General features: G+C 56.6%; 20 protein-coding genes. 15 read left to right on the forward strand and 5 right to left on the reverse strand.

What is annotated here, in order from left to right:
• The first annotated feature begins 375 nt into the window (after window positions 1-375).
• The 4 genes from gudP to ACMWL8_RS23835 all read left to right on the forward strand — a co-directional run bounded on the left by gudP (window position 376) and on the right by ACMWL8_RS23835 (window position 5,641).
• Window positions 376-1,731, forward strand: a complete 1,356-nt coding sequence (gene gudP / locus ACMWL8_RS23820; RefSeq protein WP_045261269.1) for a galactarate/glucarate/glycerate transporter GudP — start codon at window positions 376-378, stop codon at window positions 1,729-1,731.
• A complete protein-coding gene (locus ACMWL8_RS23825) occupies window positions 1,731-3,071 on the forward strand; it encodes an enolase C-terminal domain-like protein (protein ID WP_052683026.1) in 1,341 nt (446 codons plus the stop codon). The genes gudP and ACMWL8_RS23825 overlap by 1 nt, the downstream gene beginning before the upstream one ends.
• A 15-nt stretch (window positions 3,072-3,086) precedes the next feature.
• Entirely contained in the window at window positions 3,087-4,424 is a 1,338-nt protein-coding gene (gene gudD / locus ACMWL8_RS23830; protein ID WP_045261271.1) for a glucarate dehydratase, read from the forward strand.
• 77 nt (window positions 4,425-4,501) lie between these two features.
• Window positions 4,502-5,641, forward strand: coding sequence for a glycerate kinase (locus ACMWL8_RS23835; protein ID WP_045261272.1), 1,140 nt, complete (start codon window positions 4,502-4,504; stop codon window positions 5,639-5,641).
• A gap of 89 nt (window positions 5,642-5,730) precedes the next feature.
• On the opposite strand, the gene barA is transcribed toward ACMWL8_RS23835, so the two are convergent.
• Window positions 5,731-8,490: a two-component sensor histidine kinase BarA gene (gene barA / locus ACMWL8_RS23840; RefSeq protein ID WP_041908411.1), complete on the reverse strand. Its 2,760-nt coding sequence runs from the start codon at window positions 8,488-8,490 to the stop codon at window positions 5,731-5,733.
• A gap of 57 nt (window positions 8,491-8,547) precedes the next feature.
• Here barA and rlmD point away from each other — a divergent pair, with 57 nt between their 5' ends.
• The 5 genes from rlmD (at window position 8,548) to eno (ending at window position 16,228) form a co-directional block, all read left to right on the forward strand.
• Window positions 8,548-9,846, forward strand: a complete 1,299-nt coding sequence (gene rlmD / locus ACMWL8_RS23845; RefSeq protein WP_045261273.1) for a 23S rRNA (uracil(1939)-C(5))-methyltransferase RlmD — start codon at window positions 8,548-8,550, stop codon at window positions 9,844-9,846.
• Between the two features lie 51 nt (window positions 9,847-9,897).
• The gene (gene relA / locus ACMWL8_RS23850; RefSeq protein WP_028014256.1) at window positions 9,898-12,129 is read left to right on the forward strand and encodes a GTP diphosphokinase; all 2,232 of its coding nucleotides are present in this window, start codon (window positions 9,898-9,900) and stop codon (window positions 12,127-12,129) included.
• A 66-nt stretch (window positions 12,130-12,195) separates the two neighbouring features.
• The gene (mazG, locus tag ACMWL8_RS23855; protein WP_045261274.1) at window positions 12,196-12,987 is read left to right on the forward strand and encodes a nucleoside triphosphate pyrophosphohydrolase; all 792 of its coding nucleotides are present in this window, start codon (window positions 12,196-12,198) and stop codon (window positions 12,985-12,987) included.
• 223 nt (window positions 12,988-13,210) lie between these two features.
• Window positions 13,211-14,848: a glutamine hydrolyzing CTP synthase gene (gene pyrG, locus ACMWL8_RS23860; protein WP_028014254.1), complete on the forward strand. Its 1,638-nt coding sequence runs from the start codon at window positions 13,211-13,213 to the stop codon at window positions 14,846-14,848.
• A gap of 81 nt (window positions 14,849-14,929) precedes the next feature.
• Window positions 14,930-16,228, forward strand: a complete 1,299-nt coding sequence (gene eno, locus ACMWL8_RS23865; protein WP_006811784.1) for a phosphopyruvate hydratase — start codon at window positions 14,930-14,932, stop codon at window positions 16,226-16,228.
• A 53-nt stretch (window positions 16,229-16,281) separates the two neighbouring features.
• On the opposite strand, the gene ACMWL8_RS23870 is transcribed toward eno, so the two are convergent.
• Window positions 16,282-17,391, reverse strand: a complete 1,110-nt coding sequence (locus tag ACMWL8_RS23870; protein WP_041908416.1) for an SDR family oxidoreductase — start codon at window positions 17,389-17,391, stop codon at window positions 16,282-16,284.
• Between the two features lie 357 nt (window positions 17,392-17,748).
• Window positions 17,749-18,573: a MurR/RpiR family transcriptional regulator gene (locus ACMWL8_RS23875; protein ID WP_028014252.1), complete on the reverse strand. Its 825-nt coding sequence runs from the start codon at window positions 18,571-18,573 to the stop codon at window positions 17,749-17,751.
• A gap of 165 nt (window positions 18,574-18,738) precedes the next feature.
• Between ACMWL8_RS23875 and ACMWL8_RS23880 the strand changes: the two genes are divergently transcribed.
• Genes ACMWL8_RS23880 through queE form a run of 3 tightly spaced genes read left to right on the forward strand, consistent with a single transcriptional unit; the run spans window position 18,739 to window position 21,731 of the window.
• The gene (locus ACMWL8_RS23880; protein WP_045261275.1) at window positions 18,739-20,298 is read left to right on the forward strand and encodes a maltose/glucose-specific PTS transporter subunit IIC; all 1,560 of its coding nucleotides are present in this window, start codon (window positions 18,739-18,741) and stop codon (window positions 20,296-20,298) included.
• Window positions 20,298-21,005: an N-acetylmannosamine-6-phosphate 2-epimerase gene (locus tag ACMWL8_RS23885; protein ID WP_045261276.1), complete on the forward strand. Its 708-nt coding sequence runs from the start codon at window positions 20,298-20,300 to the stop codon at window positions 21,003-21,005. The genes ACMWL8_RS23880 and ACMWL8_RS23885 overlap by 1 nt, the downstream gene beginning before the upstream one ends.
• 54 nt (window positions 21,006-21,059) lie before the next feature.
• Complete coding sequence (queE, locus tag ACMWL8_RS23890; RefSeq protein WP_028014249.1) at window positions 21,060-21,731, forward strand: 7-carboxy-7-deazaguanine synthase QueE; 672 nt, start codon at window positions 21,060-21,062, stop codon at window positions 21,729-21,731.
• Between the two features lie 28 nt (window positions 21,732-21,759).
• Here the strand turns inward: queE and queD are convergent, their stop codons facing one another.
• Window positions 21,760-22,122 (reverse strand): 6-carboxytetrahydropterin synthase QueD, encoded by a 363-nt coding sequence (gene queD, locus ACMWL8_RS23895; RefSeq protein ID WP_003862700.1) that lies wholly within the window; start codon window positions 22,120-22,122, stop codon window positions 21,760-21,762.
• A gap of 306 nt (window positions 22,123-22,428) precedes the next feature.
• On the opposite strand from queD, the gene cysJ reads away from it, so the two are divergent.
• The 3 genes from cysJ to cysH are packed head-to-tail and all read left to right on the forward strand — an operon-like array spanning window position 22,429 to window position 26,696.
• The gene (gene cysJ / locus ACMWL8_RS23900; protein ID WP_041908421.1) at window positions 22,429-24,234 is read left to right on the forward strand and encodes an NADPH-dependent assimilatory sulfite reductase flavoprotein subunit; all 1,806 of its coding nucleotides are present in this window, start codon (window positions 22,429-22,431) and stop codon (window positions 24,232-24,234) included.
• The gene (gene cysI, locus ACMWL8_RS23905; RefSeq protein WP_045261277.1) at window positions 24,234-25,946 is read left to right on the forward strand and encodes an assimilatory sulfite reductase (NADPH) hemoprotein subunit; all 1,713 of its coding nucleotides are present in this window, start codon (window positions 24,234-24,236) and stop codon (window positions 25,944-25,946) included. The genes cysJ and cysI overlap by 1 nt, the downstream gene beginning before the upstream one ends.
• Before the next feature lie 15 nt (window positions 25,947-25,961).
• A complete protein-coding gene (gene cysH, locus ACMWL8_RS23910) occupies window positions 25,962-26,696 on the forward strand; it encodes a phosphoadenosine phosphosulfate reductase (protein ID WP_008499616.1) in 735 nt (244 codons plus the stop codon).
• 79 nt (window positions 26,697-26,775) lie between these two features.
• On the opposite strand, the gene ACMWL8_RS23915 is transcribed toward cysH, so the two are convergent.
• On the reverse strand, window positions 26,776-26,842 hold a 67-nt coding region (locus ACMWL8_RS23915; protein WP_240516136.1), incomplete at its 5' end, for a hypothetical protein.

Raw genomic sequence — 26,842 nt, forward strand, 5'->3', positions numbered from 1 at the left:
CACAGGCTCGTGGCCTAAGGCCGGGTACGGCATGTGGACTGCCTGACAGAAAGAACTGGCCGGTTCTTTCTGTACGGGAGGATAATACAAGGCCGGGTAAGGCGTAGCCGCCACCCGGCAACAAAGCCGCATCAAATCCTCAATTCCGTGAAGTATCTTCCACTGCTTTGGGCTTATGCCTCAAACCACGTTCCCCACACTCCTCAATGTTGTGTTTCTGCACGGTGAGCGAACCTGTCACTCCTTCATATACTTCTCCGGTCACAATAAAACGGCTTCAGGCCGTACTAAAACGACAAAACTTATCTCATTCTGATTACCCTACCGGTGCTGTACAGAATGAACAGGCGAAAGCTATGTTTCAGGAGTGCAACAATGAGTACATTAAGCCACGCAGCGAGCAGCGCAGAAAAGCGCACTAACGCCCGCTACTGGATAGTGGTGATGCTGTTTATCGTCACGTCCTTTAACTATGGTGACCGCGCCACGCTGTCGATTGCCGGCTCGGAAATGGCAAAAGACATCGGCCTTGATCCGGTGGGCATGGGTTACGTTTTCTCTGCATTCTCGTGGGCCTACGTCATCGGCCAAATTCCTGGCGGCTGGCTGCTGGACCGTTTTGGCTCTAAACGCGTCTATTTCTGGTCCATCTTTATCTGGTCTGCTTTTACCCTTTTGCAGGGTTTCGTCGATATCTTCAGCGGCTTTGGCATTATCGTGGCGCTCTTCACGCTGCGCTTCCTGGTGGGGTTAGCTGAAGCGCCTTCCTTCCCGGGCAACAGCCGCATTGTCGCGGCCTGGTTTCCTGCGCAGGAGAGGGGAACAGCGGTGGCAATTTTTAACTCCGCCCAGTATTTCGCGACGGTGATCTTTGCGCCCATTATGGGCTGGCTGACGCATGAGGTGGGCTGGTCGCACGTCTTCTTCTTTATGGGCGGGCTTGGGATCGTCATCAGCTTTATCTGGCTGAAAGTGATCCACGAACCGAATCAGCACCCTGGCGTGAACAAGAAGGAGCTGGAATACATTGCTGAGGGCGGGGCGCTGATCAATATGGATCAGAAATCTGACAAAGCAAAAGTCCCCTTCAGCCAGAAATGGGCGCAGATCAAGCAGCTCGTCGGCTCGCGCATGATGATCGGTATCTATCTCGGCCAGTACTGTATCAACGCCTTAACCTACTTCTTTATCACCTGGTTCCCGGTTTATCTGGTGCAGGCGCGCGGCATGTCGATCCTCAAAGCGGGGTTTGTTGCCTCGGTCCCGGCAATCTGCGGCTTCATCGGCGGCGTGCTTGGCGGGGTCATTTCCGACTGGCTGATGCGCCGCACGGGTTCGCTGAACATCGCGCGTAAAACGCCGATTGTGCTCGGCATGCTGCTCTCCATGACCATGGTGTTCTGTAACTACGTCAGTGCCGAGTGGATGATTATCGGCTTTATGGCGATGGCCTTCTTCGGCAAAGGGATTGGCGCGCTGGGCTGGGCGGTGATGGCGGATACGGCACCGAAAGAGATCAGCGGCCTGAGCGGCGGTCTGTTCAATATGTTCGGCAACGTTTCCGGGATTGTCACGCCTATCGCTATCGGCTACATCGTCGGCACCACGGGGTCTTTCAACGGCGCGCTAATCTACGTTGGTGTGCATGCCCTGGTGGCGGTGCTGAGTTACCTGGTGCTGGTGGGCGATATTAAACGCGTCGAACTTAAACCTGTTGTGGATCGCGGATGATGACAACACAATCAAGCCCTATCGTCACGGAAATGAAAGTTATCCCGGTGGCCGGTCAGGACAGCATGCTGCTCAATATTGGCGGCGCGCATAACGCATGGTTTACCCGCAATATCGTGGTGCTGACCGATAGTGCAGGCAATACCGGGGTAGGTGAAGCCCCCGGCGGGGAAGTGATCTACCAGACCCTGGTAGAGGCTATTCCACAGGTCGTGGGCCAGGAAGTGGCTCGTCTGAACAAGGTGGTTCAGCGGGTGCATAAGGGCAATCAGTCGGCGGACTTTGATACCTTCGGCAAGGGCGCGTGGACGTTTGAACTGCGCGTCAATGCGGTCGCCGCCCTGGAAGCTGCGCTGCTGGATTTACTCGGTAAAGCCCTTAACGTTCCGGTCTGTGAACTGCTGGGGCCGGGCAAACAGCGCGATGCGGTCACCGTGCTGGGCTATCTGTTCTACGTTGGCGATCGCAATAAAACCGATCTCCCCTATCTGGCTCGCTCACCGGGCGACCACGACTGGTATCAGCTGCGCCATCAGGAAGCGCTCTCCGGCGAGGCGGTGGTCCGGCTGGCTGAAGCTGCGCAGGATCGCTACGGCTTTAAGGATTTCAAGCTGAAAGGCGGCGTGCTGCCCGGCGAGCAGGAGATTGACACGGCCCGGGCGCTGAAAAAACGCTTCCCGGAGGCGCGCATCACCGTTGACCCGAACGGCGCCTGGCTGCTGGATGAGGCGATTAGCCTGTGTAAAGGTCTCGGGGACGTGCTGACCTACGCGGAAGACCCGTGCGGCGCCGAGCAGGGCTTCTCAGGCCGCGAGGTGATGGCGGAATTCCGCCGCGCCACCGGGCTGCCGGTTGCGACCAATATGATCGCCACCAACTGGCGCGAAATGGGCCACGCGGTGATGCTAAACGCCGTCGACATTCCGCTGGCAGACCCGCACTTCTGGACGCTCTCCGGCGCGGTGCGCGTGGCGCAGCTGTGCGATGACTGGGGCCTGACCTGGGGCTGCCACTCCAACAACCATTTCGATATCTCGCTGGCAATGTTTACCCACGTTGGCGCGGCGGTGCCGGGTAACCCGACCGCCATCGACACCCACTGGATTTGGCAGGAAGGCGAAGCTCGCCTGACGAAAAATCCGCTGGAGATCAAAAACGGTAAAATTGCCGTACCCGATGCGCCGGGGCTGGGCGTGGAGCTTGACTGGGATCAGGTTCATCAAGCCCATGAGGCGTATAAAAAGCTACCAGGCGGCGCGCGTAACGACGCGGGCCCGATGCAGTACCTTATCCCCGGCTGGACATTTGACCGTAAGCGCCCTGTTTTTGGACGTCACTAATAAAAGGATTACACGATGAGTACTTTTACGACCCCTGTCGTCACCTCCATGCAAATTATTCCGGTCGCAGGTCATGACAGCATGCTGATGAACCTGAGCGGGGCGCATGCGCCGTTCTTCACGCGCAATATTGTCATTATCAAAGACAATGCCGGCCATACCGGCGTGGGAGAAATTCCGGGCGGGGAGAAGATCCGCAAAACGCTGGAGGATGCCATTCCGCTGGTGGTGGGCAAAACGCTGGGTGAGTACAAAAATGTCCTCAACACCGTGCGCAATACCTTTGCCGATCGCGATGCCGGCGGCCGCGGTCTGCAAACCTTCGATTTGCGCACCACTATCCACGTGGTGACCGGCATTGAAGCCGCGATGCTGGATCTGCTGGGCCAGCACCTGGGCGTTAACGTCGCGTCGCTGCTGGGCGAGGGCCAGCAGCGCAGTGAAGTGGAGATGCTCGGCTATCTGTTCTTTGTCGGCGACCGCAAGCTGACGCCGCTGCCGTATCAGAGCCAGCCGGATGAGCAATGTGACTGGTACCGCGTACGTCACGAAGAAGCGATGACCCCGGATGCGGTGGTGCGGCTGGCAGAAGCCGCCTATGAAAAATATGGCTTCAATGATTTCAAACTGAAAGGCGGCGTGCTGGCGGGGGAAGAGGAGGCGGAAGCCATTACCGCGCTGGCAAAACGTTTCCCGCAGGCGCGCGTGACGCTGGATCCGAACGGCGCGTGGTCGCTTGATGAAGCGATCGATATTGGCAAGCAGCTGAAAGGCGTGCTGGCGTACGCGGAAGATCCGTGCGGGGCTGAGCAAGGCTTTTCGGGCCGCGAAGTCATGGCGGAATTCCGTCGCGCTACGGGGCTACCGACCGCGACCAATATGATCGCCACCGACTGGCGTCAGATGGGGCACACGCTCTCTCTGCAATCGGTGGATATCCCGCTGGCGGACCCGCACTTCTGGACAATGCAGGGCTCGGTGCGCGTGGCGCAGATGTGCCACGAGTTTGGCCTGACCTGGGGCTCGCACTCCAACAACCATTTTGACGTGTCGCTGGCGATGTTTACCCACGTTGCCGCCGCCGCGCCGGGCACCATTACCGCTATCGATACGCACTGGATCTGGCAGGAGGGTAACCAGCGCCTCACCAAAGAGCCGTTTGAGATCAAAGGTGGCATGGTGCAGGTGCCGTCCACGCCGGGGTTGGGCGTTGAACTGGATATGGATCAGGTAATGAAAGCACACGAGCTGTATCAAAAACACGGTCTGGGCGCGCGCGACGACGCGATGGCGATGCAGTACCTGATCCCTGACTGGACATTCGACAATAAACGTCCGTGCATGGTACGATAAACGCATTGGGACCGCTCCCATGAGCGGTTTCCTACGTGGTGTATGCTTAACGTAACGACTATGCGTAAGGATGGCTTATGAAAATTGTTATCGCACCGGACTCGTATAAGGAAAGTTTGAGTGCGCTTGAGGTTGCGACAGCGATCGAGCGCGGTTTTCGCGAGATTTTCCCTGAGGCGGAGTACGTCAAACTGCCGGTCGCTGATGGCGGTGAAGGCACGGTTGAGGCGATGATCGCGGCAACCCGGGGACGCATTGTGCACGTTCCGGTGACCGGTCCGCTGGGCGAGCGCGTGGACGGGTTTTATGGGATATCTGGTGACGAGCAGAGCGCCTTTATTGAAATGGCGGCGGCAAGCGGTCTGGAACTGGTAGCCCCTTCACTGCGTGACCCTCTGAAAACGACCTCCTGGGGCACGGGGGAACTTATCCGGCACGCGCTGGATGCGGGCGTTAAGCATATCATCATCGGTATCGGTGGCAGCGCCACCAATGACGGCGGCGCCGGGATGGTGCAGGCGCTGGGGGCGAAGCTGCTGGACGACAATGAACAGCCGCTGGGGCAGGGTGGGGGCGAGCTGGATAAGCTTGCGCGGATCGACCTGAGCGGCCTCGACCAGCGTCTGGCGGAGTGCCGGATAGAAGTCGCCTGCGATGTGACGAATCCGCTCACCGGTAAGGATGGCGCGTCAGCGGTATTTGGCCCGCAAAAGGGCGCCACACCCGAGATGATCGTCACCCTGGACTACGCGCTTGCGCACTATGCGAGAGTCATTGCCCGGGATCTGGACATTGATGTGCTCAACCTTGCTGGCGGCGGTGCGGCGGGTGGCATGGGCGCGGCGCTGTACGCTTTTTGTGGTGCACAGCTGCGCCAGGGCATTGAGATTGTGACCGATGCGCTACACCTGGCCGACCAGGTGGCCGATGCGGATCTGGTGATCACCGGGGAAGGCCGCATCGACAGCCAGACGATCCACGGCAAAGTGCCGGTAGGGGTGGCGAAAGTGGCGAAACGCTTTAATAAGTCCGTTATCGGCATTGCAGGCAGCCTGACGGCGGATGTTGGCGTGGTACACGATCACGGCTTAGACGCGGTGTTTAGCGTGATCTACACCATCTGCTCGCTGGAGGACGCGCTGGAAAATGCCAGCGCGAATGTACAGATGGCCGCAAGGAATATCGCGGCGGTGCTGAAAGTAGGGCAGGCATTTTAACTGTGATTGCCGGGTGGTGGCTTCGCCTTACCCGGCCTACGTTAGCGCACCTGTAGGCCCGGTAAGCGTAGCGCCACCGGGCTTTTCCCTCAGCTCCCCAACACCTTCATCGCTTCCCGCGTCACGTTATCCATCTCATCCAGCAGTTCCAGGAACTCCGGTTCAAGCTCCGATTCCGGCGTACCCGCGCGCAGCTGCTGCTCCAGCAGCTGGCAGAGGTTTTTCAGCCGCGGTACGCCGCTGTAGCCGCAGCTGCCGTGCAGCTTGTGGATCGCTTCCAGCAGCTCTTCCGGGTTCTCGCCCACCAGCTGTTCTTCAACCTTATTACGGATCTCCGGCAGAAACGCGACCAGCATTTGCAGCATCTCCCGCGCTAAATCGGGTTTCCCTGCCGCCTGGCGCAGCGCCAGCTGCCAGTCAAAGGTCGCATTTTGATTAACGCTTACCTCAACCGGCTCGCTGAAAACCGTATATGTTCCGCCAATGTGCCCCGGCTTATAGCGTAACAGCAGGTTATGAAGCTTCTCTTCGTCGATAGGTTTCGCCAGGTAATCATTCATCCCGGCGCTCAGCAGCTTCTCTTTCTGACCGGCCATCGCATGCGCGGTGACCGCAATCACCGGGGTTTGCTGCTGATGTGGGAGCTGGTGGATCAGCTCGCAGGCACGAATGCCATCCATGCCCGGCATCTGAATATCCATCAGAATTAAGTCGAACTGCATCTGTTTAGCCAGTTCAACCGCCTGGGCGCCGCTGGTACACAGCTCAACATGCTGAACCTGGTCTTCCAGCAATACGCCGATTAGCTTCAGGTTTGCCGGATTATCATCCACCGCCATCACGCTCATGGGCAGTTTTTGCTCGTCGTTAATCAACGGCAGTGCGTGCTGGCTAAGACGGCAATACTCCGTAAGGGCGGGCAGCAGGCGGGTCGCGGTGAGTGGTTTAAGCAGGCACGCGGCCGCCCCGTCGTTTTTCAACTCTTCCGCATTAAGCTGGGCGTGGCAGGGCAGCGCCAGCAGCAGATAGTCGGTCATCGACGCGGCTTTCGCCAGCCGCTCCTGCTGCATGGTCAGCTCGCCGGTAAAGGTCACCGGGATCCCCATCAGCAGAATGTCGTAATGATCAACGGCCAGGGCTGAGAAGGTTGGACTGTAAACCACCTCCAGCGGCGTGGTGCTTAAGATATCCAGCGCGCACTGCGCCGCTGCCGCGTTAGGCTCGACGTAGGCCAGGCGCTTACCTTTCAGACAGTCCGTCACCGGGCCGTCGGTCAGCACGTTCGGGTTGAGGTCGAGGTTAATATGGAACCAGAAGGTTGAGCCGCGGTTTGGCTGGCTGTGGAAAGAGATATCGCCGCCCATCTCGTTTACCAGCCTCTGCGTGATCACCAGCCCCAGTCCGGTACCGCCATGGCGGCGGGAAATGCTGGCGTCTGCCTGGCGGAAGGCCTGGAACAGACGCGACTGATCCCGCTCCGGAATGCCGATACCGGTATCGCGGATTTGAACCTCAATCTGCACCTTGTTATTACTGATGGCGCGTTTTTCTACCAGGATGTCGATGTTGCCGCTTTCGGTGAATTTAATGGCATTCCCGACAAGATTGGTAATGACCTGCTGCAGGCGCAGCGGATCGCCAATAACGTTGTCCGGCACGTCGTTTTTAATATTGAGCGTTAGCTCAAGGCCCTTGTCGTGCGACGAGTGCGCGAGCAGCGTCACCACTTCATCGAGCGTACTGCGCAGCGGGAACGGGATGCTCTCCAGAATCAGTTTACCCGCCTCCAGCTTGGAGAAGTCCAGCACGTCGTTAATGATCGCCAGCAGGTTATTGGCCGAACGTTCAATGGTGTGCAGGTGATCGCGCTGAGTTGGGTTGAGCTCGCTTTTCAGAGTCAGGCGGGTAAAGCCGATCACGCCATTCAGCGGCGTACGCAGCTCGTGCGACATATTGGCCAGAAACTCAGACTTAATACGCGCCGCTTCCTGAGCGCGCTTTTTCGCCAGATCCAGCTCAACGTTCTGGATCTCCATCTGCTCCAGCGTTTCGCGCAGGTCAGAGGTGGCCTGGTCAACGTTATGCTGCATCTCTTCGTGATAGGCCGCCAGCGACATCGCCATCGAGTTAATGCCGTTTTTCAGCATATCAAGCTCGCCCAGCATAAACCCTTCCACGCGACTGTCGAGCTGTCCCCGACGGATGCGGTCAACGGTATTAACCATGTTGCGGATGGGGCCCGTGACGTCGCGCATCAGACGCCAGCCGAAGATCAGCGCAATACCAATGCAGAACAGCATCATCACGCCGGAGATAAAAATTTCTTTGTACTGCTGCAGCCGTACCGACTTGAGATCCAGCTCAAGCGCTACATATCCCAACATGTTATTGCTGGATTTGGCATCGGATTGCGCAGACTCATCGGGTGAATAGCTTTCCGACACGATCGGCGTGCGCAGGATCATGATATCGCCGCGCCGCAACACGGTGAGATGGCGCGGGAAGGGCGTACCGTCAGGGATCTTCAGCGTGGTCGGATCGAGATGAAAGTTTGAGGTGACAAACAGGCGGTTATGTTCGTCGTAGACGGAAATGGCGCGGACGATATCCGAGTGGCGGCGGTGGAGTACGCTGATTAACTGCCCAATGGATTCGCGGTTTTGCAGGTTCATGCCGTACTCGCTGGAGACGGCAAGCGGTTCGATAATGCTGGCGCCTGCATCCTCCAGCTGTCGCTGCAAATCGTTATAGCGGTGCACCACAAAGAAGATACTCAGCAGCAAACCGATGAGAACGGTGGGGGCGAGGATCAAAATCATCATGCGCGCGCGCAGGCTGTAGTTGGTCATGGCGTTCCGTTATGGGACAATTAAGATAATTATGTTTATGTGAGAAAAATCTCGGCGATGGCGCAATTCTACTCTGCAAAGCGACGCGTGACGACGCGTCAAATCATTACTGTTGAAGCCACGGACCTTGATCCGTTTGGTCAGGGAGTGGCTCGTCACAACGGTAAGACTCTGTTTATAACAGGTTTGCTGCCAGGAGAACGAGCAGAAATTACGCTGACGGAAGACAAGCGTCAGTACGCGCGCGGACAGGTGAAGCGTCGCCTCAACGCGAGCCCGGAGCGCGTGGAGCCCCGCTGTCCACATTTTGGCGTGTGCGGAGGCTGCCAGCAACAGCATGCGAGCACAGAATTACAGCAAAAAAGTAAAAGCCGCGCGCTGGCGCGCCTCCTTAAACACGAAGTTGACGAGATTATCGCCGATGAGCCCTGGGGCTATCGCCGCCGCGCGCGCCTGAGCCTGAGCTATCAGCCCAAAACGGAGCGGCTGGAGATGGGTTTTCGCAAAGCGGCCTCCAGCGATATTGTTGACGTGAAGCGGTGCCCCATTTTGGTGCCCCATCTTGAGGCGTTGCTTCCGGACGTGCACCGCTGTCTTGCATCGCTCGACGGGGTGCGTTCATTGGGCCACGTTGAACTGGTGCTGGCGAACAACGGCCCGCTGATGGTGCTGCGCCACACTGCGCCGCTGTCGAAAAAAGATCGCGAAAAACTGGAACGCTTTTCGCATTCTCATGAGCTTGCGCTTTTCCTTGCGCCGCAAAGCGAGATACTTGAACAGGTATCGGGCGAAGCTCCCTGGTATGCGTCAGACGGGCTACGCTTAACGTTCAGTCCGCGTGATTTTATCCAGGTCAACGACGGCATAAACCAGCAAATGGTGGCGAAGGCCCTGGAATGGCTTGACGTACAGCCCACTGACCGTGTGCTCGATCTGTTCTGCGGCATGGGTAACTTTACCCTGCCGCTGGCGCGCAGAGCGGCAAGCGTGGTCGGGGTGGAAGGCGTTGAGGCGCTGGTGGTCAAAGGTCAGGAAAACGCAGAGCAGAACGGCTTGCAAAATGTGACATTCTTTCATCAAAATCTTGAGGAAGATGTCACTCAACAGCCGTGGGCAAAGCAGGGTTTCGACAAAATCCTGCTCGACCCGGCGCGTGCAGGTGCCCCAGGCGTCATGGCGCATATTATTAAACTCGCGCCCAGGCGCGTGGTCTATGTTTCCTGTAACCCGGCAACGCTTGCCCGTGACAGTGAGGCGTTAATCAGCGCGGGTTACCAGATTCGGCGTCTGGCAATGTTGGACATGTTCCCGCACACTGGACATCTGGAATCGATGGCGTTGTTCGAGCACATCTAATTTGTTTGGCTTGTCGACTTCGACAGGCCCTGGTCCCTAAAGGAGAGGACAATGGTTGCGGTAAGAAGTGCACATCTCAATAAAGCTGGGGAGTTTGACCCACAAAAATGGATCGCAAGTCTGGGAATTTCCAGCCAGCAGTCGTGTGAACGCTTAACCGAAACCTGGGCCTACTGTCTGCGCACCACGCAGGGACACCCGGATGCCGATCTTCTCTTATGGCGCGGCGTGGAGATGGTTGAAATCTTGTCCATGCTGAACATGGACATCGAAACGCTGCAGGCCGCGCTGCTCTTCCCCCTCGCGGATGCGGATGTGGTCAGCGAGGATGTGCTGCGCGACAGCGTCGGCAAATCCGTCGTTGCGCTGATCCACGGCGTGCGCGATATGGCGGCCATTCGCCAGCTAAAAGCCGCGCATACCGATTCCGTCTCCTCTGAGCAGGTTGATAACGTCCGCCGGATGCTGCTGGCCATGGTGGATGATTTTCGCTGCGTGGTCATCAAGCTGGCCGAGCGTATTGCCCACCTGCGTGAAGTGAAAGATGCGCCGGAAGACGAGCGCGTGCTGGCCGCCAAAGAGTGTACGAACATCTATGCGCCGCTGGCGAACCGCTTAGGTATTGGTCAGCTGAAATGGGAGCTGGAAGATTACTGCTTCCGCTATCTGCATCCGGCAGAATACAAGCGCATTGCCAAACTCCTGCATGAGCGCCGTATCGATCGTGAGCACTATATCGACGAGTTTGTCAGCGGCCTGCGTCAGGCCATGAAAGAAGAGAACGTCCGCGCCGAAGTCTACGGTCGACCAAAACATATCTACAGCATCTGGCGCAAAATGCAGAAGAAACACCTCGCCTTTGACGAGCTGTTTGACGTGCGCGCCGTGCGTATCGTGGCGGAGCGTCTGCAGGACTGCTATGCCGCGCTGGGGATAGTACATACTCACTTCCGCCACCTGCCGGATGAATTTGACGACTATGTCGCGAACCCAAAACCGAACGGCTACCAGTCCATTCATACCGTGGTGCTTGGCCCCGGCGGCAAAACGGTCGAGATTCAAATCCGCACCAAACAGATGCACGAAGACGCCGAGCTGGGCGTAGCCGCGCACTGGAAGTACAAAGAGGGCACTTCTGGCGGGGCACGCTCCGGCCACGAAGACCGCATCGCCTGGCTGCGTAAGCTGATTGCGTGGCAGGAAGAGATGGCCGATTCCGGCGAGATGCTGGACGAAGTGCGCAGCCAGGTCTTTGATGACCGCGTCTACGTCTTTACCCCGAAAGGGGACGTTGTCGACCTGCCGGCTGGCTCCACGCCGCTCGATTTTGCCTACCACATTCACAGCGACGTGGGGCACCGCTGCATCGGGGCGAAGATCGGCGGACGTATCGTGCCGTTTACCTATCAGCTGCAGATGGGCGACCAGATTGAAATCATTACCCAGAAGCAGCCAAACCCGAGCCGCGACTGGCTTAACCCGAACCTCGGTTACGTCACCACCAGCCGCGGGCGCTCCAAAATTCACGCCTGGTTCCGCAAGCAGGATCGTGACAAAAACATTCTTGCCGGTCGCCAGATCCTTGACGACGAGCTGGAGCATATCGGGATCAGCCTGAAAGAAGCAGAGAAATTCCTGCTGCCGCGCTACAACTTCAACGAGCTGGACGAGCTGCTGGCGGCGATTGGCGGCGGTGATATCCGTCTGAATCAGATGGTCAACTTCCTGCAGGCCCAGTTCAACAAGCCTAGCGCGGAAGAGCAGGACGCGGCGGCGCTGAAGCAGCTGCAGCAGAAAACCTATGCCCCGCAGCAGCGCAGCAAAGACAACGGCCGCGTGGTGGTCGAGGGCGTGGGCAACCTGATGCACCACATTGCCCGCTGCTGCCAGCCGATTCCGGGGGACGATATCGTCGGCTTTATCACCCAGGGGCGCGGGATCTCGATCCACCGCTCCGACTGCGACCAGCTTGCGGAGCTGCAGTCCCACGCGCCGGAGCGTATCGTGGAAGCGGTCTGGGGTGAGAGCTACTCCGCCGGTTACTCGCTGGTGGTGCGCGTCACCGCCAACGATCGCAGCGGGCTGCTGCGCGACATCACCACCATTCTCGCCAACGAGAAGGTCAACGTGCTGGGCGTTGCCAGCCGCAGCGATACCCGCGAGCAGCTTGCCACCATCGATATGACCATCGAAATCTACAACCTGCAGGTGCTCGGCCGCGTGCTGGGCAAACTGAACCAGGTGCCGGATGTGATTGACGCGCGTCGTCTGCACGGCGGCTAAACATCCTTTTCCGTAGGCCGGGTAAGGCAACGCCGCCACCCGGCATTTTTTCATCAGGACAGAACTATGACTCAAATCGACCGCCTGCTCGGCATCATGAAACGCCTGCGCGACCCGGAAAACGGCTGCCCGTGGGACAAGGAGCAGACTTTCGCGACCATCGCACCTTATACCCTCGAAGAGACCTATGAGGTGCTGGACGCCATTTCACGCGAGGATTTCGATGACCTGCGCGGTGAACTCGGCGACCTGCTGTTCCAGGTAGTGTTCTACGCCCAGATGGCGCAGGAGGAAGGGCGCTTTAACTTTGACGATATCTGTGCCGCTATCAGCGACAAGCTGGAGCGCCGCCATCCGCATATCTTTGGCGATGCCACTGCAGGAAACAGCGCAGAGGTGCTGGCCCGCTGGGAGCAGATTAAAAGCGCCGAGCGCGCTGAAAAGTCCCAGCACTCTGCGCTGGACGACATCCCGCTGAGCCTACCCGCGCTGATGCGCGCCCACAAAATTCAAAAGCGCTGCTCGGCGGTAGGATTTGACTGGGATTCCCTGGGACCCGTGCTGGATAAAGTGCATGAAGAGATCGACGAAGTGATGCACGAAGCGCAGCAGGCAGTGGTCGATGAAGCAAAGCTGGAGGAAGAGATGGGCGACCTGCTGTTCGCCACCGTCAATCTTTCTCGCCATCTAGGGGTAAAAGCTGAAACCGCGCTGCAAAAAGCCAACCTGAAATTCGAACGACGCTTTCGTGAAGTCGAGCGGATTGTGGCCTCGCGCGGCCTGGAAATGACCGGAATTGACCTCGACGCGATGGAAGAAGTCTGGCAGGAAGTAAAACGCCAGGAATCTGATCTCTAACGGAATTTAGCGATCAAGCGCAATTTGTGTGATTTTTTAAATGACAAGCGCTTGATTTGCGTCAAAAACATTTACCCAAAAGGGGCTATTTTCTCACTCCTTATGTTTGTCATGGCCTGGAATGGAGACGGAGAATGAAAGTTTGTGGCGCTCGCCGTGTTCGGGTATACTACTTTCCCGTCCTGGTTATTCCATCGTTTCACCCTAACTTCTCAGGTTCAGCATGACAACGAACTATATTTTTGTGACCGGCGGGGTCGTATCCTCTCTGGGTAAAGGCATTGCCGCAGCCTCCCTCGCAGCCATTCTTGAAGCCCGTGGCCTCAATGTGACCATGATGAAACTGGATCCGTACATCAACGTCGATCCTGGCACCATGAGCCCAACCCAACACGGGGAAGTGTTCGTTACTGAAGACGGCGCTGAAACCGATCTGGATCTTGGCCACTACGAGCGTTTCATTCGTACCAAAATGACCCGTCGTAACAACTTTACGACTGGCCGCATCTACTCTGACGTTCTGCGTAAAGAGCGCCGCGGTGACTACCTGGGCGCGACCGTGCAGGTTATCCCACACATCACTAACGCCATCAAAGAGCGTGTCCTTGCCGGTGGCGAAGGGCATGACGTTGTGCTGGTTGAAATCGGTGGTACCGTGGGTGATATCGAATCCCTGCCGTTCCTCGAAGCGATTCGTCAGCTGGCGGTAGACATTGGTCGTGAACACGCGCTGTTCATGCACCTGACGCTGGTGCCTTACATGGCGGCGGCAGGTGAAGTGAAAACCAAACCGACTCAGCACTCCGTTAAAGAACTGCTCTCCATCGGTATTCAGCCTGACATCCTGGTTTGCCGTTCCGATCGTGCCATTCCAGCGAACGAACGTGCGAAAATTGCATTGTTCTGTAACGTGCCTGAAAAAGCCGTTATTTCAATGAAAGATGTCGATTCCATTTATAAAATCCCGGGCCTGTTGAAATCACAGGGTCTGGACGATTATATTTGTAAACGATTCAGCTTGAACTGTCCGGAAGCTAACCTGTCTGAATGGGAACAGGTTATTTATGAAGAAGCGAACCCGGCAGGCGAAGTGACTATCGGTATGGTCGGCAAGTACATCGAACTGCCGGACGCCTATAAGTCCGTTATCGAAGCGCTGAAGCACGGTGGTCTGAAGAACCGCGTCTCCGTCAACATCAAGCTGATTGATTCGCAGGATGTTGAAACACGTGGCGTTGAAATTCTGAAAGATCTGGATGCTATCCTCATCCCTGGCGGCTTCGGCTACCGTGGTGTTGAAGGCAAGATCGCCACTGCACGCTATGCGCGTGAAAACAATATTCCATACCTCGGCATCTGCCTGGGTATGCAGGTTGCGCTGATCGAATTTGCGCGCAACGTAGCGGGAATGGAAAACGCGAACTCTACGGAATTTGTGCCAGACTGTAAGTACCCTGTCGTGGCGCTGATTACGGAATGGCGCGACGAAGACGGTAACGTCGAAGTCCGTACCGAGAAGAGCGATCTGGGTGGCACTATGCGTCTTGGCGCGCAGGCCTGCCAGCTGTCCGACGATAGCGTGGTTCGCAAGCTGTACGGCGAGCCGGTCATCACCGAGCGCCATCGTCACCGCTATGAAGTCAACAATATGTTGTTGAAACAAATTGAAGCCGCGGGCCTGCGTGTTGCGGGTCGCTCCGGGGACGATCAGTTAGTCGAGATCATCGAGGTGCCAAACCATCCGTGGTTTGTTGCCTGCCAGTTCCACCCGGAATTTACTTCAACGCCGCGTGATGGACATCCGCTGTTTGCAGGCTTCGTGAAAGCCGCCAGCGAGTACCAGAAGCGTCAGGCGAAGTAAAAAAGTTAGAACGGCAACGCGTACCAACGGTACGCGTTGTTTGTCTGGAGTTTTAGTTTAACTTGTACTGAGGAAAATCTAATGTCCAAAATCGTTAAAGTCATCGGTCGTGAAATCATCGACTCCCGTGGTAACCCGACCGTTGAAGCCGAAGTTCATCTGGAAGGTGGTTTCGTCGGTATGGCAGCTGCTCCATCAGGTGCTTCTACGGGTTCCCGTGAAGCGCTGGAACTGCGTGATGGCGACAAATCCCGTTTCATGGGCAAAGGCGTACTGAAAGCGGTTGGCGCTGTTAACGGTCCTATTGCTCAGGCTATCGTTGGCAAAGATGCCAAAGATCAGGCTGGCATCGACAAGATCATGATCGATCTGGACGGTACTGAAAACAAATCTAACTTCGGTGCGAACGCAATCCTGGCCGTTTCCCTGGCGAACGCCAAAGCAGCAGCCGCTGCTAAAGGTATGCCACTGTTCGAGCACATCGCTGAACTGAACGGCACCCCAGGCAAATACTCTATGCCTGTACCAATGATGAACATCATCAACGGTGGTGAGCACGCAGACAACAACGTTGATATTCAGGAATTCATGATTCAGCCAGTTGGCGCGAAAACCCTGAAAGAAGCGGTTCGTATGGGTTCTGAAGTGTTCCACAACCTGGCTAAAGTTCTGAAAGCTAAAGGTATGAACACTGCTGTTGGTGACGAAGGTGGCTACGCGCCAAACCTGGGTTCTAACGCAGAAGCACTGGCTGTTATCGCTGAAGCGGTTAAAGCAGCAGGCTACGAGCTGGGCAAAGACATCACCCTGGCGATGGACTGTGCAGCATCTGAATTCTACAAAGACGGTAAATACGTTCTGGCTGGCGAAGGCAACAAAGCGTTCACCTCCGAAGAGTTCACCCACTTCCTGGAAGACCTGACCAAACAGTACCCAATCGTTTCTATCGAAGACGGTCTGGACGAGTCTGACTGGGATGGTTTCGCATACCAGACCAAAGTACTGGGCGACAAAATCCAGCTGGTTGGTGACGATCTGTTCGTAACCAACACTAAGATCCTGAAAGAAGGCATCGAGAAAGGCATCGTTAACTCCATCCTGATCAAATTCAACCAGATCGGTTCTCTGACCGAAACGCTGGCTGCGATCAAAATGGCGAAAGACGCTGGCTACACCGCTGTTATCTCTCACCGTTCTGGCGAAACTGAAGACGCGACCATTGCTGACCTGGCTGTTGGTACCGCTGCTGGCCAGATCAAAACCGGTTCTATGAGCCGTTCTGACCGTGTTGCTAAATACAACCAGCTGATTCGTATCGAAGAAGCGCTGGGTGAAAAAGCACCTTACAACGGTCGTAAAGAGATCAAAGGTCAGGCATAATTGCTTAAGCCTTAACATGAAAATGCCAGTCGAATGACTGGCATTTTTTTTGGTTATTTAAAATCGACCGCCATCTGCTCGGGAATGGTTAGTCCCCGGGTGGTTTGCACGCAGCGGGCGATATAATCCGTAAAACGAGGTGGCTTCGGCATCCCCATGCTGAGCAGCTTATCGTTGCTGAAGCGCACGTTCAGCGTGGCAAAGGCACCGTATAAGCGCATCGCTCTCAGCATCAGACGTTCGTTGCACGGACCAAAAATGGTTTTCAGTTCACGGCGCATTTTGACCAGCGTTTCGTAGCTGACCTGCGCGTACTTATCGCCAACGGGCGCTTTCTCCAGCGCCTGCGCCATTGCCCGATCGATATCCGCAAAGCGAACGCTGTTCTCTTCCCCGGCTGAAATGTGTACCACTTCCCCCGGACGCGCGTTGCTGCTCAGCAGCATTAACATTGCGTCGGCGCAATAATCTACCGGGACAACGTCGATCCGGTCTTCCATCGAGCACATAAACTTCTGCAGCATCAGGCCCATGCTGAAGACCCAAAAGATACTGCTCGACGGCGTGCAGCCGTGGCGGGTATGGCCGACGACGATGGACGGACGGGCGATGAGCAGCGGCAGGTTAGGACATTCCTGGCGCATCAGCTGTTCGATGGTTGACTTCGAATACGTATATTCCACCAGGTGTTCAGCGTTTTCTCTGAATTCCGCACTTTCGGCGACCAGCGAATCCTGCTCCGGCGTGCATGACATTGCGGTGCCTACATGCAGGAAACGCTGCAGCCCTGCGACCTGCTCCATGCGGCGCGCCAGCGCTAGCGTACCCTCTACGTTTACCTTCCAGATCAGCGGGTTATTGCCAAAAGACGCAACTGCCGCGCAGTTAACGACATGCGTAACCTGGTCCAGACGGGGATCGTTCAGAAAGGCTTCCGGCTGGCTGAGGTCGCCGATGAGGATATTATCCACGCTCAGGGAGGCCAGTTTCTCCTCAGAAATGTTGAACTTACGCATGTTCTCCTGCACGCGCGCCAGCCCGCTTTGCGGATCGCCGGCACGGGCAAGCAAAAGGAGTTTTACGGATTGATCGCTGGTCAGGATTTTTTCAAGTACTGCACCGCCCAGAAACCCGGTCACGCCTGTAATTAATAACATCTTCATTATTACCGTCTCATTATGATTGATGAGGCGGATTGTAGGTGCGCAAAAGTAAACGGCGTTTAAATAATAAAACGCCGGGACCGACAGCGTCTTAAGCTTATTTTAAGGAAAGGAAATCAGGTGAAAATATTGGACATTGCAGAAGGCGGAAAAATTCAATTTATTCATGTTTTTATTTTAACTTAATGATTTTAATCTGTTTTTGTCTCTTGGGTGGCGCGATGGAAATAATTCAAACTGTAATAAACAAAATAATTTGTTACACCAAACATTTATCATATAAATGAATTGAGCCCTGCTTAAGTAAAATTGAGCAAAATAAAACGCAGGCTATTTTATTTAGCCTGCGAAGGGTTTTCAGAGCAGAAGAGGAAGCGTGGCGCTGGCCGTTTGCTGGCTGACGTCAGCGTAATGACCATCCAGCGCAATCATGGATGTCGTAAGTAATTCGACCAGCAGCATCACCCCAACTTTGGCATTGAGCGCGCCCGCGCTAAGAGGGCCTTCTGGCTTGGCGGCCACCAGCAGCATATCGCTAAGAGACGCCAGCGGGCTGCGGGGCGTGTTGCTGAGCGCCAGAACCTTCACCCCGCGCTTGCGGGCAAGTTTCACCACGTGAAGTAAATCTCGCGTTGAACCGGAGCTGGAGATCGCCACCACCAGCGTCTCTGCCGAAAGCGTGGTCGCATTCATGGCTGCGCGGTGCATATCGCTAAACAGCTGTGCGGATTTACCCAGCCTTAATAACTTGTAATGCAGATACTCCCCGAGGATCGCGCTGGCCGCGACGCCATAAATCTGCACGGACTGCGCCTGATGCAGCGCCAGTGCGGCTTTTTCAAGCAGCGCGCGGTCGAGGAGTCTCGCGGTATCCTGCAAAGCCTGCACCGATTCATCCACCACGCTGTCAATCTCATCCCCCGCCTGACGCGCGGGCTGGCCCTGCTGAATATCCAGCGCCAGCGCCATTTTGAATTCGTTATACCCCTTGCACCCCAGCGTCCGGCAAAGACGCGTCACGCTGGCCTCGCTGGTGTGGCTCTCTCGCGCCAGTTCGGTGATGGTCAGGTAGAGCACCCGGGCAGGGTCGCTGAGGACAAACTCACCGAGTTTTTGTTGCGTTGGGCTGTACCCGGAAGCCTCCTGGCGGAGCTTCAGCAGCAGGTTTTCATGGTCCGACATGCCACGTCCTTAATGTGTTTCACTGCGACTAGTGTGGCGGAAAGCGGGGGAAAGATGCCAGTCATTTTAAAAAAGTATGATCGGCCTCCTGGTTTGTGATGATAATTTTCACTATGAAATATTTATATGGTAAAAATTTTCATCTTTTAATGAGGGGATGAAAAAATGATGCAAATATTCAGTGGCGCTTCGTCGGGTGGATGGTTTGAAAAAGCGCAGCGCTTTGGCAAATCCTTTATGTTGCCTATCGCCGTATTGCCCGCGGCGGGTCTGCTGCTCGGTATCGGCGGGGCGTTATCGAACCCCAATACGCTGGCGGCCTATCCGTTTTTAGATGTGAGCTGGCTACAGGCCATTTTCACCATCATGAGCAGTGCGGGTTCGATTGTGTTTGCGAACCTCTCGGTGCTGTTTGCGGTTGGGGTGGCCGTCGGGCTGGCAAAAAACGATAAGGGCACGGCGGGGCTGGCAGCGCTACTCGCGTTTCTGGTGATGAATGCCACCATCAACGCGCTGCTGATCCTCACCGGCAAACTGGCGCACGAGAACCCGGGCGCTGTAGGGCAGGGCATGACGCTGGGTATTCAGACGCTGGAAACCGGGGTATTTGGCGGCGTGGTGATTGGTCTCGTGACATGTGCGCTGCATCATCGGTTTAATAAGATAGCGCTTCCACAGTTCCTGGGCTTTTTTGGCGGCTCGCGCTTTGTCCCGATTATCAGCTCGCTGGCGGCAATACTCGTTGGCGCGATCATGACCGTGGTCTGGCCGCATTTCCAGAAGCTTATTTTTGGTCTGGGCGGGCTGGTGGATGCCACCGGTTATCTTGGCACGCTGCTGTACGGCTTTATTTTGCGCATGCTTGGCCCGTTTGGTCTGCACCACATCTTCTATCTGCCGTTCTGGACCACCGCGCTCGGCGGCAGCGAGATCGTCAACGGCCACCTGGTTGAGGGCACGCAGCGGATCTTCTTCGCTCAGCTCGCCGACCCGAACACGCAGCATTTCTATGAAGGCACGTCACGCTTCATGTCCGGGCGCTTTATCACGATGATGTTTGGCCTGCTCGGCGCGTGTCTGGCGATGTACCACACGGCGAAACCGGAGAACAAAAAGCGCGTTGCCGGGCTGCTGCTCTCCGCGGCGTTAACTTCATTCCTGACGGGAATTACCGAGCCCATCGAGTTCTCCTTCCTGTTCATTGCCCCGATGCTCTACGTCATTCACGCGCTGTTTGACGGGCTGGCGTTTATGCTCGCGCACATGCTGCACATCACCATCGGGCAGACCTTCTCCGGCGGTTTTATTGACTTCGTGCTGTTCGGCATATTGCAGGGGGAGGCCAAAACCAACTGGATGTTCGTTCCGCTGGTCGGCGTGCCGTGGTTCTTCCTCTACTACTTCACCTTCCGCTACCTGATTAACCGCTTTGATTTCGCCACGCCGGGCCGTGAAAAGGAGGCGATGGTTGATGACGTCAGCCTGCCGCAAAGCGAGCGCGCTGCGGCGGTGATCGCCGGGTTAGGCGGAAAAGACAATCTGGAAGAGGTGGACTGCTGCGCCACGCGGCTTCGCGTGACGGTCAAAGACGGCAGCAAAGTGAATGACGCGGCGCTGAAAGCCACCGGCGCGCGCGGCGTTATCGTGCGCGGTAACGGTGTACAGGTCATTTATGGCCCGCACGTCACGATTATCAAAAACGAAGTGGAAGAGATCTTATCGTAATGAAAAATGTACTGGATAACCTGAAGGGAAAACTGGTCGTCTCCTGTCAGGCGCTGGAAAACGAACCGCTGCACAGCCCGTTTATCATGTCGCGAATGGCGCTGGCGGCGGCACAGGGCGGAGCCTTCGCCATTCGCGCCAACAGCGTGGTGGATATTGAGGCCATTAAGCAGCAGGTATCTTTACCGGTTATCGGCATCATCAAACGGGACTATCCAGGGAGCGAAGTATTTATCACCGCTACGATGAAAGAGGTGGATGAGCTCATGGCCGTCTCTCCGGAAATCATTGCCCTTGACGCGACGGCGCGGGAACGTCCTGGCGGTGAATCCCTGGAAACACTGGTCACGGCCATCCGCTCACGTTACCCCTCGGTACTGCTGATGGCAGATATTTCCACCGTAGACGAAGCCGTGACGGCGCAGACGCTTGGCTTTGACTGCGTCGGTACCACGCTGTACGGCTATACGGCGGAAACGGCAGGCCATACGCTTCCGGAGAATGACTGTGCGTTCCTGAAAGCGGTGCTGGCGGCCGTGACGGTCCCCGTGGTTGCCGAAGGCAACGTGGATACGCCCGAGCGCGCGGCCCGGTGTCTGGCGCTGGGCGCGCATACTGTCGTTGTCGGCGGGGCGATCACCCGCCCACAGCAAATTACCGCGCGCTTTATGGCGGCGATTAGCGCGCAAAGCACCGATGGAGCATGACCATCCGACGGGGATCTGCGATACTTATCGTTTATCCCCTTTACTGAGATGACTATGCAGTACCCGATTAACGAGATGTTCCAGACCCTGCAAGGCGAGGGTTACTTTACCGGCGTTCCCGCTATCTTTATTCGTTTACAGGGTTGCCCGGTTGGCTGTGCCTGGTGTGATACCAAACATACGTGGGATAAGCTCGCAGATCGGGAAGTGTCGCTGTTTAGCATTCTGGCGAAAACCAAAGAGAGCGATAAGTGGGGCGCGGGCAGTGCAGAAGACCTGCTGGCCATAATTGGTCGCCAGGGCTGGACGGCTCGCCACGTCGTCATCACCGGCGGCGAACCCTGCATTCACGATCTGACGCCGCTGACCGAGCTGCTCGAAAAGAACGGCTACAGCTGCCAGATTGAGACCAGCGGCACCCATGAAGTGCGCTGTTCACACACCACCTGGGTGACGGTATCGCCAAAAGTGAATATGCGTGGCGGGTATGACGTGCTGTCTCAGGCGCTGGAGCGCGCGGATGAAATTAAGCATCCGGTAGGACGCGTACGTGATATCGAAGCGCTGGATGAACTGCTGGCAACGCTGACGGATGAGAAGCAGCGGGTAATCGCCCTGCAGCCGATCAGCCAGAAAGAGGATGCGACGCGCCTGTGCATTGAAACCTGCATTGCGCGCAACTGGCGCCTGTCGATGCAGACGCACAAGTATCTGAATATTGCCTAAAAAAAAGCCCGGTTTTGCCGGGCTTTTTTTACTCTCCGCGATACACGCAGCCTGCCGTGCAGGTTTCTTTGATCATCACCGCGCTCAGCAGCGGTACCAGCGGCTTCATCTGATCCCAGATCCATTTTGCCAGCACTTCGCTGGTCGGGTTTTCCAGACCCGGAATATCGTTGAGATAGTAGTGATCCAGACGATCGTAGGTCGGCTTAAACGCGGCCTTCAGCTCGGCAAAGTCCATGATCCAACCGGTATGCGGATCAACTTCACCGGTGATCTCAAGACGCACCATAAACGAATGCCCGTGCAGGCGGCCGCATTTATGTCCTGCAGGAACGTGCGGAAGGTGGTGGGCGGCTTCGAAGGTGAAATCTTTAAACAGTGTGGTGGACATGATCGCTCTCAGTAATGCGGAAAAAACCGCCGCATAGTACCGGAAAGCACAATTTTTAGCATTAACTAAAACGGCTCTGAACCGTGAACGCCCGGTATTCAGGGTGATTATTGGTTTTTATTCTTTTATTTCAAATGGTTATTCAATCGTTTTTATCGCTAAGAACGATAACTAAAACAGGTTAGTCCATTTGGTTATTTATTATTTCCATCCCTTCTTTAATTGTTATTATCCACGCCGTTAACCTTATCTTCAGTTTGGATTTATTCGCTTAAAGTCCGCTTGGCTACTGGAACATAACGACGCATGACAACACAGGCCCCACCTTCAAATTTGCTTCCCCTTAACCCGGAGCAACTGGCGCGCCTTCAGGCTGCCACCTCTGATTTTTCTCCCACTCAGCTTGCCTGGGTCTCCGGTTATTTCTGGGGAATGCTCAACCAGCAGCCTGGCGCGGTGGCTGGCGCACCGGCAACGGCCGTGGAAATTCCTGCTATTACGCTGATTAGCGCCTCGCAGACGGGCAACGCCCGCCGCGTGGCCGAAGCGCTGCGTGATGATCTGCTGGCCGCCAAACTGAACGTGAACCTGGTCAACGCCGGGGATTATAAATTCAAACAAATCGCGTCAGAAAAACTGCTGGTGATGGTCGCCTCGACCCAGGGTGAAGGTGAACCTGCTGAAGAAGCGGTGGCGCTGCATAAGTTCCTGTTCTCGAAAAAAGCGCCGAAGCTGAACGGCACGGCGTTTGCCGTCTTTGGCCTGGGCGATACCTCCTATGAATTCTTCTGCCAGTCCGGTAAAGACTTCGACAGCAAGCTGGCGGAGCTGGGCGCGGAGCGCCTGCTGGACCGCGTGGACGCGGATGTGGAATACCAGACTGCCGCCGCTGAATGGCGTGCGCGCATCGTTGAGGTGTTGAAAGCCCGCGTCCCGAAAGAGACGCCAGCGCAGGCCGCGGTGACCGCTGCGGGCACCGTCAATGAGATCCACACCAGCCCGTACACCAAAGAGTCGCCGCTGACGGCGAGCCTGTCGGTGAACCAGAAAATTACGGGCCGCGACTCGGAAAAAGACGTGCGCCATATTGAAATCGATCTTGGCGACTCCGGCCTGCGCTATCAGCCTGGCGATGCGCTGGGCGTCTGGTATCAGAACGATCCGGCGCTGGTGAAAGAGCTGGTGGAACTGCTGTGGCTGAAGGGTGACGAGCCCGTCACCGTTGACGGCAAAACCCAGCCACTTTCAGAGGCGCTGCAGTGGCATTTCGAGCTGACGGTGAACACCCCGAATATCGTCGAGAATTATGCCACCCTAACGCGCAGCGAATCCCTGCTGCCGCTGGTGGGCGACAAAGCGAAGCTGCAGCATTACGCCGCGACGACGCCGATTGTCGATATGGTGCGTTTCTCTCCGGCACAGCTGGATGCCGATGCGCTGATCGGTCTGCTGCGTCCGCTGACCCCACGCCTGTACTCTATCGCCTCTTCCCAGGCGGAAGTGGAAAGCGAAGTTCACGTTACCGTCGGCGTGGTACGCTACGACATCGAAGGCCGCGCCCGCGCGGGTGGAGCATCAAGCTTCCTGGCGGACCGCGTGGAAGAAGAGGGCGAGGTGCGCGTCTTTATCGAGCACAACGACAACTTCCGCCTGCCGGCGAACCCGGAAACTCCGGTGATCATGATTGGCCCGGGCACCGGCATCGCGCCGTTCCGCGCCTTTATGCAGCAGCGTGCCGCGGACGACGCGCCGGGTAAAAACTGGCTGTTCTTTGGCAACCCGCACTTTACCGAAGATTTCCTCTACCAGGTTGAGTGGCAGCGCTACGTCAAAGAGGGCGTACTGACCCGCATCGATCTGGCCTGGTCCCGCGATCAGAAAGAAAAAGTATACGTACAAGACAAGCTGCGCGAACAGGGCGCAGAGCTGTGGCGCTGGATCAATGACGGTGCCCACATTTATGTCTGCGGCGACGCCAATCGCATGGCGAAAGACGTTGAGCAGGCACTGCTGGAAGTGATTGCCGAATTCGGCGGTATGGATGCCGAAGCGGCGGATGAATTTTTAAGTGAGCTGCGCGTTGAGCGCCGTTATCAGCGAGATGTCTACTAATGAGCGAAAAACATCCAGGGCCACTGGTGGTCGAAGGTAAACTGACAGACGCCGAGCGCATGAAGCTGGAAAGCAACTATCTGCGCGGCACCATTGCTGAAGATCTGAATGACGGCCTGACCGGCGGTTTCAAAGGCGACAACTTCCTGCTGATCCGTTTCCACGGCATGTATCAGCAGGACGACCGCGATATCCGCGCCGAGCGCGCAGAACAGAAGCTGGAGCCGCGCCACGCGATGCTGCTGCGCTGCCGCCTGCCGGGTGGAGTGATCACCACCAAACAGTGGCAGGCGATCGACAAATTTGCGGGTGAGAACACGATTTATGGCAGCATCCGCCTGACCAACCGTCAGACCTTCCAGTTCCACGGGATTCTGAAGAAGAACGTCAAGCCGGTGCACCAGATGCTGCACTCCGTGGGTCTGGACGCGCTGGCGACCGCCAACGACATGAACCGTAACGTGCTCTGCACCTCGAACCCGTACGAGTCCGAGCTGCACGCCGAAGCGTATGAGTGGGCGAAGAAAATTTCCGAGCACCTGCTGCCGCGTACCCGCGCCTATGCGGAGATCTGGCTCGATCAGGAAAAAGTCGCGACCACTGACGAAGAACCGATCCTCGGTCAGACCTACCTGCCGCGTAAGTTCAAAACCACGGTGGTGATCCCGCCGCAGAACGACATCGATCTGCACGCCAACGACATGAACTTCGTGGCGATTGCCGAAAACGGCAAGCTGATTGGCTTTAACCTGCTGGTGGGCGGCGGCCTGTCTATTGAGCACGGTAACAAGAAAACCTACGCCCGCACCGCGAGCGAGTTCGGCTTCCTGCCGCTGGAGCACACGCTGGCCGTGGCGGAAGCGGTAGTGACCACCCAGCGCGACTGGGGTAACCGTACCGACCGTAAAAACGCGAAAACCAAGTACACTCTGGAGCGCGTGGGCGTTGAAACGTTCAAAGAGGAAGTGGAGCGTCGTGCGGGGATCAAATTTGAGCCGATCCGCCCTTACGAATTCACCGGTCGCGGCGATCGCATCGGCTGGGTGAAAGGCATCGACAATAACTGGCACCTGACGCTGTTCATTGAAAATGGCCGTATTCTGGATTATCCGGGCCGCCCGCTGAAAACCGGTCTGCTGGAAATCGCGAAGATCCACAAAGGCGAGTTCCGTATCACCGCTAACCAGAACCTGATCGTCGCCAGCGTGCCGGAAAGCGAAAAGGCGAAAATTGAGGAGCTGGCGCGCGAGCACGGGTTGATGAACGCGGTGAAGCCACAGCGTGAAAACTCGATGGCCTGCGTGTCGTTCCCGACCTGTCCATTGGCGATGGCCGAAGCCGAGCGTTTCCTGCCGTCATTTACTGACAAAGTGGAAGCGATTCTGGAAAAACACGGTATTCCGGACGAGCATATTGTTATGCGCGTGACGGGCTGCCCGAACGGCTGCGGTCGCGCGATGCTGGCCGAGTTGGGGCTGGTGGGGAAAGCGCCGGGTCGCTACAACCTGCACCTGGGCGGTAACCGTATCGGCACGCGTATTCCACGTATGTTCCGCGAGAACATCACCGAGCCGGAAATTCTTGATTCCATCGACGAGCTTGTCGGGCGCTGGGCGAAAGAGCGCGAAGCGGGTGAAGGCTTTGGCGACTTTACGGTGCGTGCGGGCATCATTCGCCCGGTGCTCGATCCCGCAAGGGATTTCTGGGAGTAACCACGAGAGGTAATTATGTCCGTACTCGATCTAAACGCCCTTAATGACCTGCCAAAAGTCGAACGCATTCTGGCCCTGGCAGAAACTAACGCTCACCTTGAAAAGCTGGACGCCGAAGGGCGCGTAGCGTGGGCGCTGGAAAACCTGCCGGGAGAGTATGTGCTCTCGTCGAGCTTTGGTATTCAGGCGGCTGTGAGCCTGCATCTGGTGAATCAGATCCGTCCGGACATACCGGTGATCCTCACCGATACCGGCTACCTGTTCCCGGAAACCTACCAGTTTATCGACGAGCTGACGGACAAGCTCAGGCTGAACCTCAAAGTCTACCGCGCAACGGAAAGCGCGGCCTGGCAGGAGGCGCGCTACGGCAAGCTGTGGGAGCAGGGCGTTGAGGGCATTGAAAAATACAATGAGATCAACAAAGTTGAGCCGATGAACCGGGCGCTGAAAGAGTTGAATGCCCAAACGTGGTTTGCCGGCCTGCGCCGCGAGCAGTCCGGGAGCCGCGCAACCTTACCGGTACTGGCGGTACAGCGCGGCGTGTTCAAAGTGCTGCCGATTATCGACTGGGATAACCGCACGGTGTATCAGTACCTGCAAAAACACGGGCTCAAGTACCATCCGCTATGGGACCAGGGCTACCTGTCAGTGGGCGACACCCACACCACGCGCAAATGGGAGCCGGGAATGGCGGAAGAAGAGACGCGATTCTTCGGGCTGAAGCGCGAGTGCGGGCTGCACGAAGGGTGATCCTTTATCCTCCCTCTCCCTGTGGGTGTACAGTCCGGGGACATGGTAGACAGGTGTTCGGGGACATGGTGAACACTTTTTAACATCCTTTACCCATGGTGATCGACTTTTTCTTCAGGTCGATCACCCCCACTTTCGTGCTGTAC

This window comes from Enterobacter sp. 04-C-12-SI-ECC (assembly GCF_047530715.1).
Taxonomy (GTDB): domain Bacteria; phylum Pseudomonadota; class Gammaproteobacteria; order Enterobacterales; family Enterobacteriaceae; genus Enterobacter; species Enterobacter bugandensis.